Below are 13729 nucleotides of genomic sequence, written 5' to 3'. Positions count from 1 at the left end.
GTTGCCCCTGGTGACATCGTGTCGTCCGGCCGCACAGGCCACGCCGAGGATGGCTCATCGGACTTCGGCGCAGACCTCACCGCAGGCGGGGACGGTATCCGCACGGCCGAGTCCGGCCTCCGTGCGAACCCCGGTGGCAGCGGGATTCCCGGCGGCGCCGTGAGGTCTGCCGCCGCCGAAGGTGCGGGCACTTCAGCGACCGGCGATATCGGCTCTGCCGCCGGGGCTCTCGACCGCGGTGAGAATCCCGGCGGGGGTGGGATTCTCGGTGGAGACGTGGATTCCGGGATCCTCGGTGGGAATCGCGATTCGGCGGTGGGCGGGGCCGGAGCGGTGGTCGAGGTGGAGCTGGTGCGGGAGGGGGCCACCCTGCATATCGCCGTGGCGGACAGCGGGGCCGGAGTCGCGCCCGAGCTCGTGGATTCGGTGTTCGCCGAAGGGGTTTCGACCAAGTCGGGTGGCGGAGCCGGCGGGCGCGGACTGGGGCTGGCGTTGTCCAGGCAGGTCGCCCGGGCTCGCGGTGGCGAGGTTCGTCTGGCCGACCCCGGAGGGGCCGCCGTCGATTCCCCGGATCCGGCGGTGGGGGACACCGGGACGGTCCTGCGGGGAGCGGAATTCATCGCCCGGATGCCGGGTGTGTTGTCGGAGGAGGAGCCCGCGTGGGCCGAGGAGATCTGAACGTCCTGGTCGTCGATGACGACTTCCGGGTGGCCAACCTGCATGCCGGAATCGTTTCGGCGCTACCGGGATTCGCGGTGGTCGCGACCGTGAACAGCCTGGCCGCCGCGCGGGCCGCCATCGCCGAGCACGCCTTCGATCTGGCGTTGGTGGACGTATATCTGCCCGACGGGTCGGGGGTGGAGCTGGTGCGGGAGATTCGGTTCGACGCCATGATGCTCACCGCCGCAACGGAATCGGCGACGATTCGGGCGGCGCTGGCGGCGGGGGCGCTCGGGTACCTGGTGAAGCCGTTCGATCACGCGGTGTTGGCCGCGCGGCTGGTCGGGTACGGGCGGTATCGGCGGGTGCTGGCGGCGCCGGAGGTGACCGCGGCCGATGTGGACGCGGCGCTGGCGGCGCTGCGCCCGCCACCGACGACCGTCGGCGGCGGTCCGGTCGCCGCACCGGCATCCCACACGAAAGACCTGGTGATGCAGGCGATTCGGGCTTCGGCGGAACCCATGTCGGCGGCTCAGGTCTCGGCCGCCATCGGGATCTCCCGCGCCACCGCGCAGCGCTATCTGGCCAGCCTCGTCGGCGCGGGAGACCTACGCATGCAACTGCGCTACGGCAGCACCGGCCGCCCGGAGCAGGAGTACTCCGCGCCCCGCCGCGCCTGAGCGCGCGGCAGCGCTCAGATGCCGCCGCCGATGCACGTGCCGTCGCTGAACTGCCGTCCGGCCAGCGTGCACGCCAGCTGGTCGAGCGAACGGGCCAGGCCGGAGGAACCGGTCTGCATGAGGATGGTCTGGATCAGGCTGACACCGTAGGAGGCGGCGGATCCGGCCGAGACGGAACCGGAGTCGACGACCGGTGCCGTCGTGACCATGAAGGTCGACGGCGTCGGGTCCGCGGTGGCGGTACCGCCCAGCGCGAGGGTGGTGCAGAGGGCCGCGGCCGCGGCCGCGGAATAGAGGTATTTGCGCGTCATGAACTATCCCCTGGGGGTATCGAATCTATTGAGTCCCCGACGATTCGGCACAGTACGCGAGGCCGCTTCACCGCACGCGCCGACGATTGCCCCGACTTCCTGGGGCCGATATTTCGGGGGCAGGCTCACCCTGTGACGGTTCGCACAGGATCCTTGGCGGAATCGCGGCCGGGTGACTAACGTCGGGGGAGTGGCGGTGCTCCTGTCGGCCGACTTGTACCGGTCCAGGGTCGGGATCGCCACGAGTACAGGAGAATTCCTATCACTATCCAGTTCAACCACACCATTGTCGCGTGCGCCGACAGGCAGGTTTCCGCCGAATTCTGGGCGGACATCCTCGGGGTGGAGGTGGGCAAGCCGTACGGGCCGTTCATTCCGATTACCGTCGGGAACGGCGTCACCTTCGACTTCGCCGATATGCCACCGGGTTTCGAGGGCGAGCCGCAACCTCAGCACTATGCGTTTCTCGTGTCCGAGGAAGAATTCGACGCCGCCTACGACAAGATCAAGCGGTACGGCATGACCTATTGGGCCGATCCGCGTCAGCAGGGCGTCAACGAGATCAACCACAATGACGGCGGCCGGGGGATCTATTTCCTCGATCCCGTCGGCCACTTCATGGAGCTGATCACCGTCCCGTACGGCGGTTGGCCCCACTAGGAGTCAGAGCGCGACCACAGCGACTCCCAGCGACAGCGAACCCCACGGCCTGGGGGTGTCGGGCTGGTAGTAGCGGTCGATGTCGCGGATCTCGAAACCCGCGCCCTCGACCAGGCCGCGAATATCGCGGTTGAGGTGGCAGCCGCCGGCCACGATCTTCTGAATCGGGTTCAGCCGATGCTGCCACTTCTCCACCCCGTGATCCGGTGCGAGACCGTGCTCGACGAAGTGAAAAGTGCCGCCGGGCACCAGAACCCGGCGCACCTCGGCGAGCGCGGACTCGACGTCGGGAATGGTGCACAGCGTCCAGGTCGACAGCGCCGCGTCGAAACTGTCGTCCTCGAAGGGCAGCTGCTGCCCGTCCAGGCCGGAGCGCTCCACCGGAACCTTCGACGCGGCCACCCGCTCGGCGGCCATCCGCCAGCCCAGGTCGGCGGGCTCGACGGCGTGCACCGAAGTCACCGTGTCCGGATAGAACGGCACATTGCGCCCGGACCCGAATCCGATCTCGACGACCCGGCCGTGCAGCCCCGCGCAGACCCGCTCACGCTCGGGGTTCATCTGTTCGGCCCCGCAGCACAGGTCGACCAGTCGAGGCAGCACCCGGTCTTCGTAAATTCCCACCCCACCACTCTTCCAACCGAAACGCCGATGCGCCACGTGCACCGTGCACAAGTCGTCAGTGCGCCGGTGGGAACCGCTGGGTCAGCCAGTCGGTGACAAAGGTCAGCACCTGCGGATCGATGGTGGTCTCGATGGTGGCGTACTCCTTGGGGCTGCCGGTGTTCGCGGGCTGCATCAGGTGGTTGAGGCCGTCGAAGACGTGCACGGTGGCATCCGGGTCGGCGGCGAGCAGGGTGCGGGCCGGGCCCTCGCTCTGGGAGGCGGGCACCTGCAGATCCTTGGTGCCGTAGAAGGCGAGCACCGGCACCCGCAGCGCCGACAGCGCGGGTGCGGGGTCGTAGCCGACGAGCGCGGCCATGTACGGGTTGATCAGCGCGTCGATGTCGTCCTCGGACAGCTTCTTGTCGGCGGGCAGCTCGTCGTTGTGCTGGCGCACATAGGTCTTAGCGGCCTCCAGGTCTCCAGCGCGCAGCAGCGTGGACATGGTCGAGATGTAGGCGACCTGCTTGTCGACCTCCTCGGCGCTCGCGCCCTGCGCGGTGAGGATCAGCCGGTTCTGCACGACCAGTACGTCCGAGCCGGGCACCGCCGGGCCCGCCATCATGATCACGAAGGCCACGCCGCTGTCGGGCCGCGAGGCGTAGAGCGGGCCCAGGTAGCCGCCCTCACTGTGGCCGAGCAGACCGATCCGTTTGGCATCGATGTCGGACCGTCCGTGCAGGAAGGTCATGCCGGCGGCGATGTCGCCGGTGAGGTCCTGGTAGCTGGAGGTCTCCAGCGTCCCGCCGGACTTGCCGACCCCGCGCTTGTCGGTGCGCAGCACCGCGTACCCGGCCCGGGTGAGGGTGTCGGCGAGCAGCAGGAACGGCTTGTGGCCCAGGATCTCCTCATTGCGGTCGTTGGCCCCGCTGCCGTTGATCAGCACGACCGTCGGGAACGGCCCGCCGGTATTCGGTTCGGTGAGCGTCCCGGCGATGGTGATGTCGCCGCTGCGATAGCTGACATCCTCGGACTTGTACGGGTACGGCGGCTTGGGCTCCTGCGGCCGCGGCGGGCCCTGCACCTTGCCGCGGGCCAGGTTCAGCGGGAAGGTCTGCCCGGACTGGGTGAACTGCCCCTTGATCGTGTCCGAGCCCTTATCGTATTTGCCCTGGTACGAGGGATTTCCGGGGAACCGTGTGATGGTCCAGGACACCGCGTCGGGGTCGGCCTTCACATCGCTGAGCGCCTTGCTCTCGACGCCCTGCGACGGAATATCGATGGTGGCCTTGCCATTCGCGGCGAAGCTGACCCCGACCGCCAGTGGATGGTCCGGAATCTCGATATTCCCTTGGAAATCACCGCTGACCTGCGGTGGCGCTGTCTCCTGCTTGGTCGCGCACCCCGCGACCAAGGCAACGACGGCGAACACAGCCAGCAGTACCGACCGCAGCGTACGCATGGTGTTCAGCCTACGCACCCTTACGGGATAACAACCCCATCCCGAACCGGACACTCGAAATAACCACTGGGCCAACGCGAATAACTCTCCCGGCGAGGTCATTGCCCGGCGTCACCTTTCGCTCGTACCGTGTAAGAGGTGAGCAATGACGCTTCTCTCGCGGGTCTCGTGGACCTTCCCACCTCGGTGAGCGGTTACGCGGCCACCGAATTCGGTCCCCTGGTACGTGCTTTCGCGCGGATGGTCGGGGGCCATCCGGGCGCGGGAGGCGCGCTCACCGTGCATCTGCGCGGCGAACCCCTGGTCGAGATCTGGACCGGCGAGGCCGCGCCCGATCGGCCCTGGTCCGCCGACACCGGCTCGGTCATCTTCTCCGCCACCAAAGGTCTCGCGGCCACGGTCGTCCACCGGCTGGCCGACCGCGGACTCATCGACTACGACGCCCCGGTCGCCCACTACTGGCCCGAATTCGCCGCCAATGGCAAGCAGCGAATCACCGTGCGTGAGGTGATGTCCCACCGGGCCGGGCTGTACGGGCTGCCCGAGATCGCGCGCGGCCTCGACGACGTGCTCGACCACCGGATGATGGAAGACCAGCTGGCCGCGGCGAAACCCGATCACCTGCTGGGCATTCCGACCTATCACGCGCTGACCTACGGCTGGCTGCTGGCGGGCCTGGCACGCGCGGTCACCGGGCGGGGCATGGCCGAGCTGTTCCGCACCGAGATCGCCGAACCGCTGGGCGCGGAGGGCATCCACCTGGGCAAGCCGCCGGCCGGATCGCCCACGAGCGCGGCGGTCATGCAGGGCAACAAGCTGTCGCTGGTCGGCACGAACTACATCTCGCTGGTGCTGGGCCGCGCCTACTCGCTACCCGGCGCGCTGGGGGCCGCGGCGCGGGCGCTGTTCCTGCCCGGCCTGGATCTGCTGCTGGAAGGCGAGGATCCGCCGATCCTGCACACCGAACTGGGGGCGGGCAACGGCGTCTGCACCGCGACCGGCCTGGCCACCGTCTACGGCGCGCTCGCCAATGACGGTATGCACCAAGGCCGCCGGTACCTCTCGCCGGAAACCGTCAAGGCCATGCGGCAGGTCGAGACCTATCGCCTCGACCACGCGCTGTTCTACATCCCCATGATGTGGCACATGGGTTATCACTCCCTGCCGATTCCGGGCGCCCGCGCGGGCTTCGGGCACATCGGACTGGGCGGATCGTTCGGCTGGGCCGATCCGCGGCAGGGTCTTTCGGTCGGATTCGTGCACAACCGCCTCGGCATCGGGGCGGCGAGTCTGGACCAGATCGCGTCGGCATGGGTGCTGCCGCTGGTGGTGCGGGGCGCTCACGCGGCGCGTCGCACCACTACCCATGTCGAGCCCGCGGCCGCCTGACCCGCGCTCGCGGTTTCAGCGCCGGGCGATCGCCTCGAACACGCCGGGATCCACCAGGGTCGAGGTGTCGCCGAGTTCGCGGCCCTCGGCCACATCGCGCAGCAGGCGGCGCATGATCTTGCCGGACCGTGTCTTGGGCAGCTCCGGAACCACGTGGATCTCGCGCGGGCGGGCGATCGGGCTGATCTCGCGGGAGACCTCGGCCTTCAGCTCGCCCACCAGATCGGCTCCGGTGTCGGCGGTTCCGGCGGTCAGGATGACGAAGGCGACGATGCCCTGACCGGTGGTGGCGTCGGACGCGCCGACCACGGCGGCCTCGGCCACGCCGGTGTGCCCGACCAGCGCCGACTCCACCTCGGCGGTGGAGATGCGGTGGCCGGAGACGTTCATGACATCGTCCACCCGGCCCATGATCCACAGGTCGCCGTCGGCATCGAGGCGCGCGCCGTCACCCGCGAAATACCAGCCGGTGGCGGCGAATCGGTCCCAGTAGGTTTCCCGGAAACGCTGGGGGTCGCCCCAGATGCCGCGGGCCATGGACGGCCAGGGCTCGGTGAGCACCAGCAGGCCGTCGGCGTCGCGGTCGCCGAGTTCGGTGCCGTCGTCGTCGACGACCTTGGCGGAGATGCCGGGCAGCGGGGTCATGGCCGCGCCCGGCTTGGCGGCGGTGACGCCCGGCAGCGGGGAGATCATGATCGCGCCGGTCTCGGTCTGCCACCAGGTGTCGACGATGGGAGTCCGGTTGCCGCCCACCACATCCCGGTACCAGCGCCAGGCTTCGGGGTTGATCGGCTCGCCGACCGAGCCCAGCAGCCGCAGGCTCGACAGGTCGTGGGCGTCGGGGATCTCGCGGCCCCACTTCATGAACGTGCGGACCAGTGTCGGCGCGGTGTAATAGATGGTGACGCCGTACTTTTCGATGATCTGCCAGTGGCGGTGCTCGTCCGGGAAGTTGGGGGTGCCCTCGTAGACGACCTGGGTGGCGCGGTTGGCCAGCGGGCCGTACACGATGTAGGAGTGGCCGGTGATCCAGCCGATGTCGGCGGTGCACCAGTACACATCCCGGCCCGGTCGATGGTCGAACACCACATTGTGGGTATAGGACGCCTGGGTCAGATAGCCGCCCGAGGTGTGCACGATGCCCTTGGGTTTTCCGGTGGTGCCGGAGGTGTAGAGGATGAACAGCGGGTGCTCGGCGTCGAAGGGCTGCGCCTCGTGCTCGGGGGAGGCGTGCGCGACGGTTTCGTCCCACCACAGGTCGCGACCCTCGGCCATCGGGGTCTCGATCCCGGTGCGGCGCACCACGAGCACGTGCTCGACGGTCGAATCGCCTTCCGCGAGCGCCTCGTCCACCGCGGGCTTCAGCGGCGCGGCCGCACCTCGTCGCCACTGCCCGTCGGTGGTGATCACCAGTCGTGCCCCGGCGTCGTCGACCCGCTGCCGCAGCGCGCTCGCCGAGAATCCCGCGAACACTACCGAATGCACGAGCCCGAGCCGGGCACAGGCGAGCATGGCGACGATGGCCTCGGGGATCATCGGCATATAGATGGCCACCCGATCACCGGCGGTCAGCCCCAGCCCTGCGAGCGTGTTCGCCGCCCTGGACACGTCCGCCAGCAGGTCGGCGTAGGTGAGGTCGCGGGAATCGCCCGGCTCACCCTCCCAGTGGATGGCGACCTGATCGCCGTGTCCGTCGAGCACGTGTCGGTCCACGCAGTTGTACGCGACATTGAGCGTGCCGTCCGCGAACCACGCGGCCACGGAGGTGGACTCGTCCCAGTCCAGCACCCGGCCGAAGGACCGGTGCCAGTGCAGGCGGCGCGCCTGCTCGGCCCAGAAGCCCTCCCGGTCCGCCGCCCGGTCGTACAGCGCGCGACCCGCGTTGGCTTGCGCCGCAAAGGATTCGCTCGGCGGATACGAGACGGGGCGTCGGTCGATATCGGTCGTGCTGGTCACTGCGCTTACTCCTGTCGGACGAGGGGTGGGAGGGGCCGTCCCCGGTGGCGGGCGCGCGGGAGGCCGCCACCGGGAACGGGGTCAGTGCGCGATCGCCTTCTCGGCTCCGACGCCGGTGAGGGCGCGCACCTCCATTTCGGTGGCCTTGGCGGGGTCCTCGTCGGCCTTGCCCAGGAAGGTGCCGGCGATGCCGAGCGCGAAGGCGAGCGGGATGGACACGATGCCCGGGTTGGACAGCGGGAACCAGTCGAAGCTCAGCTTCGGCAGCATGGCGGTCTTGTTGCCGGACACGGCGGGGGAGAAGACGATCAGCACGATGGTGGAGATCAGGCCGCCGTACATGCTCCACAGCGCGCCGGTGGTATTGAAGCGCTTCCAGAACAGCGAGTACAGGATGGTCGGCAGGTTCGCCGAGGCCGCCACCGCGAAAGCCAGTGCCACCAGGAACGCGACGTTCTGACCGTTGGCCAGGATGCCGAGGCCGATGGCCAGCAGGCCCACCACGACCGCGGTGATGCGCGAGACCCGCACCTGCTCGCTGTCGGAGACCTTGCCGCGCTTGATGACTCCCGCGTAGATGTCGTGGGCGAAGGAGGCCGAGGCGGTGATGGTCAGACCCGCGACCACCGCCAGGATGGTGGCGAACGCGACCGCCGAGATGACGGCCAGCAGCACCACGCCACCGAGCTCGAAGGCCAGCAGCGGGGCGGCGGAGTTCTGCCCGCCGGCCGCGGCCAGGATCTTGTCCGGGCCCACGATGGCGGCCGCGCCGTAGCCGAGCACCAGCGTGAACAGGTAGAACGCGCCGATCAGGCCGATCGCCCAGACCACCGAGCGGCGTGCCTCTTTCGCGGTCGGCACGGTGTAGAAGCGCATCAGCACATGCGGCAGACCGGCCGTGCCGAGTACCAGTGCCAGGCCCAGGGAGACGAAGTTCAGCTTGGAGGTGCCGTTCGCGCCGTACTGCGCGCCCGGGGCCAGCACGTCACGCGCGGCCACGGCCTTGGCGGTCGATTCCGACACGTGCTGCTGCGCCGAGCCGAGGATGTCGGAGAAGTGGAAACCGAACTTGCCCAGCACCATCACCGTCATCAACGCCGCGCCCGCGATGAGCAGCACCGCCTTGATGATCTGCACCCAGGTGGTGCCCTTCATGCCGCCGACCAGCACATAGACGATCATGAGAATGCCGACGACCGCGATCACCACCGATTGCCCGGTGCGGCTCTTGATATCGAGCAGCAGCGCCACCAGGCCGCCCGCGCCCGCCATCTGCGCCAGCAGATAGAACAGCGACACCGCGAGGGTCGACAGGGCCGCGGCCGTGCGCACCGGACCTTGCTTCAACCGGAAGCTCAGCACGTCGGCCATGGTGAATTTACCGGTGTTGCGCAGCATTTCGGCGACCAGCAGCAGCGCGACCAGCCACGCCACCAGGAAGCCGATGGAGTACAGGAACCCGTCGTACCCGTACACCGCGACGGCCCCCGCGATGCCGAGGAAGCTCGCGGCCGAGAGGTAATCGCCCGCGATGGCGATGCCGTTCTGCGGCCCGGAGAAGCCGCGCCCGCCGGTGAAGAAGTCCGCCGCACCGGCATTGGAGCGGCTGGCCCGCACCACCACGACCATGGTGACGGCCACGAACAGCGCGAAGATGGCGATATTGACCGCGGGCTTGCCGACCGTCTCGGCGGCGGCGTAGGTCAGGGTGTTCACGCCCGGTCCCCTTCCAGCTCGGCGCGCAGCGCGGCGGCGCGGGGATCCAGCTCCCGATTGGCGAACCGGACGTACAACCCGGTGATCACGAAGGTCGACACGAACTGCCCGAGCCCGAGCAGCAGCCCGGTGTTCACGTTCCCGAACACCTTGTGCGCCATGAAGTCATGGGCGTACGCACCCAGCAGCACATAGCTCAGATACCAGGTGAGGAACACGGCGGTCATGGGAAACACGAAGCGCCGCAGCCGGTGCCGAAGTTCCTGGAACTCCGGACTGGCCTGCATGGCGGCGAACTCCGCCGCCGTGGGCGCGGCCGGCGGGGTACCGCCGACCTCGATACTGCTGCTCATCGAACGGTCCTAGCGTGTGACGGGGCTTACTTGCCGCGAAACGCTAGCCAGGACTTCATGATCAACACATGATGTGGCCCGGGTCACTCGCCGAAGGACCCGCTTCGTGCGCCGAACGGTCGATCCCACGCGCCGAACGGTCACCAATACTGGCCGCGGGGTCTCGGCGTCGGGCCGGTCGGGGGGCCGGGCTGTCGGCGTGGCGGTGTCACCGGGACGCGCGGCCGCGCCGGCGCGGTGACCGGGATGCTGTCCGAGAACGGACCGTCGTAGGCGGATTCGGCGTGCTCGGATTCGTCGATACCGCTCGCCTCCACCTCGTGGTCGACGCGGAACCCGAAGAGTTTGTGGACGATCCACGCCAGGATCAGCGTCGCCACGAACGAATAGCCCATCACGGCCAGCGCCGCGACGGCCTGCCGCAGCAGTTGGGTGACCCCGCCGCCGTAGAGCAGTCCGTTGCCGCCCGCCGGATTCACCGAAGCATCGGCGAACACGCCGATCAACAGCGTCCCCACCAGCCCGCCGACCAGGTGCACGCCCACCACGTCGAGCGAATCGTCATAGCCGAAGGTGAATTTCAGGCTCACCGCCAGTGCGCAGAACACCCCCGCCGCGATACCGATGACCAGCGCGCCCAAGGTTCCGACGAAGCCGCACGCGGGCGTGATGGCCACCAGCCCCGCGACCGCGCCCGACGACGCCCCGATGGTGGTCGGGTTGCCGTCGCGCACCTGCTCGACGATGATCCACGCCAGCGACGCCGCACCCGTCGCGATGGTCGTGTTGGTGAACGCCACCGCCGCGAGATCACCTGCTGTCAACGCGGATCCGGCATTGAACCCGTACCACCCGAACCACAGCAACGACGCGCCCAGCAGCGTGAACGGCACATTGTGCGGTCGCGTGATGGTGCGCGGCCAGCCGTGCCGCTTCCCGATCACCAGCGTCACCGCCAGCGCCGCCGCGCCCGCGTTGATGTGCACCGCGGTGCCGCCCGCGAAATCGAATGCCTCGAGCCTGTTGACGATCCATCCCCCGATATCGGCCGAGTTTCCGGACGCGTCGGTATTCGTGAACCCGTTTGTGCTGAAAACCCAGTGCGCGACAGGGAAATACACAACGGTCGTCCACAGGACCGTGAACCCCAGCCACGCCCAGAATCGCGTCCTGCCCGCTATCGCCCCGGAGATCAGCGCCGTCGTGATGACCGCGAACATCAGCTGGAACATCACGAACGCCATGGTGGGAATCTGGTGTCCCGCCGGGCCGGACGTCGTCCCCTGCGTCATCCGGAGCAGCGCGTGCGACATCCCGCCCACCAGCCCGTGGAAGACGTCGCTGCCGAACGCTTCGCTGTATCCGTACAACAGCCACAGGGTCGCCACCACGCCCAGGCAGGTGAAGTTCATCATCAGCATGTTCAGCACACTCTTGTTACCGACCATGCCGCCGTAGAAGAACGCCAGCCCCGGCGTCATCAACATGACCAGCGCCGCACTGGCCAGCACCCACGCCGTGTCTCCCGAATTCACACTCGCACCTCATATCCAACGGGAATTGGGCACAGCATCGAGAACGACTGTTTCGTCCGGCGCCAGTCGGCGTTTCGGGCCGATGAATTCGCCGACCCGGCGCCGCCGCATCGAGGGCCCCGGTCGTTTCGGTCAGGCGTCTCGGCGGGCGGTGGCGGCGAGAACCCGGGGACAAGATCGAGAGTCGTCGGGGATCACCGGCTCACCCGGTTCCGGCCGGGCGGAGGCCGGGTTCGCGGTCGGTGCTCAGGCCCAGGCCCTCGGGGGCGTGGAGGCGGACGAAGATTCGCGCGATTTCGGGGGTGGGCTGGGGGCGGGTCAGGCGGCTGATGGCGATCATGGTGAGGAAGGTGAGGGGGACGCTGACGGCGGCGGGGTAGCTCAGGATCGCTGCGGGCCAGCCGTCGGCGATTCGGGTCGGGATGCCGCCCGCTACCGAAATCGCGGTTGCCGCACCGGAAGTCAGGCCGCCGATGATCAGGCCCGCGGCCGCGCCGGTCGCGGTCAGGCCGCGCCACCAGATGCCCAGGGTGAGCAGGGGGCACAGGGTCGAGGCCGCGACCGAGAAGGCCAGGCCGACCGTGCGGGAGAGGTCGAGGGAGACTACGACCAGCGAAAGGGCCAGGGGGACAGCGCCCGCGATGAGGGCTGCCAGCCGGAAATCGCGGATGCGGCCGCGGAGGAGGTCGGTGCTGACTACGCCCGCGATGCTCACCAGCAGGCCGGATGAGGTGGACAGGAAGGCGGCCAGGGCACCGGCGGCGACGAGTGCGCCCAGCAGTTGGCCTGCCAGTCCGCCGAGCACGGATTCGGGCAGGAGCAGTACGGCGGCGTCCGAGGCGTCCGAGCCCAGCACCTGCGGCGTGAAGACCCTGGCGAACGCGCCCAGCAGGGTGGGGAACAGGTAGAAGACGCCGACCATGCCGATGACGGTCGCGGCCGTCGCCCGGGCGGCTCGGCCGTCCGGATTCGTGTAGAAGCGCACCAGGACGTGCGGTAAACCCATGGTGCCCAGGAAGGTTGCGACGATCAGGGAGTAGACCGCGTAGAGGGGGTGGGGTCCGCCGAGCCCGCCGCCGGGACGCAGCCAGGCGCCGAGCTCGGTGGTCGCGGGGCGGTTGCCGAGGAAGTGGGCGGCCAGCACCAGGGCGGGCAGTGCGACGGCGGTCAGTTTCAGCCAATACTGGAAGGCCTGGACGAAGGTGATCGATCGCATTCCGCCGCCGGCGACGGTGGCGATGACGATGGTGGCGACCGCGACGGCCCCGACCCAGCCGGGCACGCCCAACAGGATTCGCACCGTCAGACCCGCGCCCTGGAACTGCGGGATCAGGTACACGGCGCATACGAGCACCACGACCAGTGCCGCCAAACGCCGCAAACGCAAAGAGCCGAGCCGGAATTCGGTGAAGTCCGGCACCGTGTACGCCCCCGAGCGCCGCAACGGTGCGGCGACGAACAGCAGCAGGCCCAGATAACCCGCCGTGAAACCCACCGGGTACCACAGTGCGTCCGCTCCGTATTTGGCGATCAGCCCGGCGACGCCGAGAAACGAGGCGGCGGAAAGGTATTCACCCGAGATGGCCGCCGCGTTCCACCGCGGCCCCACACTGCGCGAGGCGACCAGGAAGTCGGAGGTGGTCCGCGCCAGCCGCACCCCGTACACCGCGATTCCGACCGTCGCGACGGCCGCGGCCAGCAGCGCGATCAGTGTGAGCGGCGACGCGTGCGAATCCATCTCAGTCCCTGGTCAATTCGTTGAAGTCACGTTCATTGCGTTCGGCCAGCCGGGTGTAGATCCTTCCCACGACGAACAACAGCGGATACGCCGCCGCCCCCAATAACAGCCACGGCAACCGGATTCCGAACACCGTCGCCGTCCCGAGCGGCCCCAGGAAAAGCAGCGGCAGCGCACCCAGTACGACCACGGTCACCGAACCCAGCCGAACGGCCAGCCCGAACTGCGCCCGAATCAGCCCACCGATCAGCACCGCCCCTACCTCGGTCTGCTCGGCCACCTCCACCCGCGCCCGCACGACCCGCGCTCCCCGCCGCTCGGCCAGCACCACCCGCTCTCGCACCGGCTTCCGCTGCTCAGCGTTCATCGCCCGCCCTCGACCCGATCCGCTGCCCAGCCCGCACCCCGGCGTCGCGACACGGCCTCCACGGCAGGTAGTTCGCCAGTGACGCCGCAGGCCGCCGAACTCGGTTCGCGCACCCTGGCTTTGGTCGCGCCGCGCTCATCGGCCGCCCTCCGCCAGGCGCGCGCCCAAGTTTCGCGGTTCGCCCGCGGGGCCTGCTTGCCGAACACCATTCATGCGCACGGCCTGCGCCGCCCGATGCGCTTCCCCGCCCGCGCCCAGGCTTCGCGGTCTGTTCATCCTGGTTTGCGGCTCGCCTACGG

General features: G+C 68.9%; 13 protein-coding genes. 4 read left to right on the top strand and 9 right to left on the bottom strand.

What is annotated here, in order from left to right:
- The first annotated feature begins 18 nt into the window (after positions 1 to 18).
- Positions 19 to 678 carry an ATP-binding protein gene (locus GPX89_RS46330; protein WP_407939515.1) on the top strand — a complete coding sequence of 220 codons (660 nt, stop codon included), beginning with the start codon at positions 19 to 21 and terminating at the stop codon, positions 676 to 678.
- Positions 660 to 1340 (top strand): response regulator, encoded by a 681-nt coding sequence (locus GPX89_RS33340; RefSeq protein WP_328602594.1) that lies wholly within the window; start codon positions 660 to 662, stop codon positions 1338 to 1340. The genes GPX89_RS46330 and GPX89_RS33340 overlap by 19 nt, the downstream gene beginning before the upstream one ends.
- 14 nt (positions 1341 to 1354) lie before the next feature.
- Here GPX89_RS33340 and GPX89_RS33335 read toward each other — a convergent pair whose 3' ends face one another.
- Entirely contained in the window at positions 1355 to 1651 is a 297-nt protein-coding gene (locus GPX89_RS33335) for a hypothetical protein (RefSeq protein WP_157391717.1), read from the bottom strand.
- A 261-nt stretch (positions 1652 to 1912) separates the two neighbouring features.
- On the opposite strand from GPX89_RS33335, the gene GPX89_RS33330 reads away from it, so the two are divergent.
- Positions 1913 to 2311 carry a VOC family protein gene (locus GPX89_RS33330; RefSeq protein ID WP_328602635.1) on the top strand — a complete coding sequence of 133 codons (399 nt, stop codon included), beginning with the start codon at positions 1913 to 1915 and terminating at the stop codon, positions 2309 to 2311.
- A gap of 3 nt (positions 2312 to 2314) precedes the next feature.
- On the opposite strand, the gene GPX89_RS33325 is transcribed toward GPX89_RS33330, so the two are convergent.
- On the bottom strand, positions 2315 to 2935 hold the full coding sequence (locus GPX89_RS33325) for a class I SAM-dependent methyltransferase (protein ID WP_328602593.1): 621 nt from the start codon (positions 2933 to 2935) through the stop codon (positions 2315 to 2317).
- Between the two features lie 55 nt (positions 2936 to 2990).
- Positions 2991 to 4376 (bottom strand): alpha/beta hydrolase family protein, encoded by a 1386-nt coding sequence (locus tag GPX89_RS33320; protein WP_157391716.1) that lies wholly within the window; start codon positions 4374 to 4376, stop codon positions 2991 to 2993.
- A 138-nt stretch (positions 4377 to 4514) separates the two neighbouring features.
- Here GPX89_RS33320 and GPX89_RS33315 point away from each other — a divergent pair, with 138 nt between their 5' ends.
- On the top strand, positions 4515 to 5765 hold the full coding sequence (locus GPX89_RS33315) for a serine hydrolase domain-containing protein (RefSeq protein WP_328602592.1): 1251 nt from the start codon (positions 4515 to 4517) through the stop codon (positions 5763 to 5765).
- A 15-nt stretch (positions 5766 to 5780) separates the two neighbouring features.
- On the opposite strand, the gene acs is transcribed toward GPX89_RS33315, so the two are convergent.
- From acs to GPX89_RS33285, 6 genes are all read right to left on the bottom strand, one after another.
- Positions 5781 to 7721 (bottom strand): acetate--CoA ligase, encoded by a 1941-nt coding sequence (gene acs, locus GPX89_RS33310; protein WP_328602591.1) that lies wholly within the window; start codon positions 7719 to 7721, stop codon positions 5781 to 5783.
- 81 nt (positions 7722 to 7802) lie between these two features.
- On the bottom strand, positions 7803 to 9437 hold the full coding sequence (locus GPX89_RS33305; RefSeq protein ID WP_328602590.1) for a solute symporter family protein: 1635 nt from the start codon (positions 9435 to 9437) through the stop codon (positions 7803 to 7805).
- The gene (locus GPX89_RS33300) at positions 9434 to 9790 is read right to left on the bottom strand and encodes a DUF485 domain-containing protein (RefSeq protein WP_157391715.1); all 357 of its coding nucleotides are present in this window, start codon (positions 9788 to 9790) and stop codon (positions 9434 to 9436) included. Before GPX89_RS33300 ends, GPX89_RS33305 begins: the two co-directional genes overlap by 4 nt.
- A gap of 140 nt (positions 9791 to 9930) precedes the next feature.
- Positions 9931 to 11325, bottom strand: a complete 1395-nt coding sequence (locus tag GPX89_RS33295; protein WP_328602589.1) for an ammonium transporter — start codon at positions 11323 to 11325, stop codon at positions 9931 to 9933.
- A gap of 202 nt (positions 11326 to 11527) precedes the next feature.
- Entirely contained in the window at positions 11528 to 13063 is a 1536-nt protein-coding gene (locus GPX89_RS33290) for a sodium/solute symporter (protein WP_157391714.1), read from the bottom strand.
- A 1-nt stretch (position 13064) separates the two neighbouring features.
- Positions 13065 to 13430 carry a hypothetical protein gene (locus tag GPX89_RS33285; RefSeq protein ID WP_157391713.1) on the bottom strand — a complete coding sequence of 122 codons (366 nt, stop codon included), beginning with the start codon at positions 13428 to 13430 and terminating at the stop codon, positions 13065 to 13067.
- Positions 13431 to 13729 lie beyond the last annotated feature (299 nt).

The sequence above is a fragment of the Nocardia terrae genome (assembly GCF_009760405.1).
In the GTDB taxonomy this organism is placed as follows: Bacteria; Actinomycetota; Actinomycetes; order Mycobacteriales; family Mycobacteriaceae; genus Nocardia; species Nocardia terrae.
Note: the sequence above shows the minus strand (reverse complement) of the source record. Positions and strands in the feature narration are given on the sequence as shown.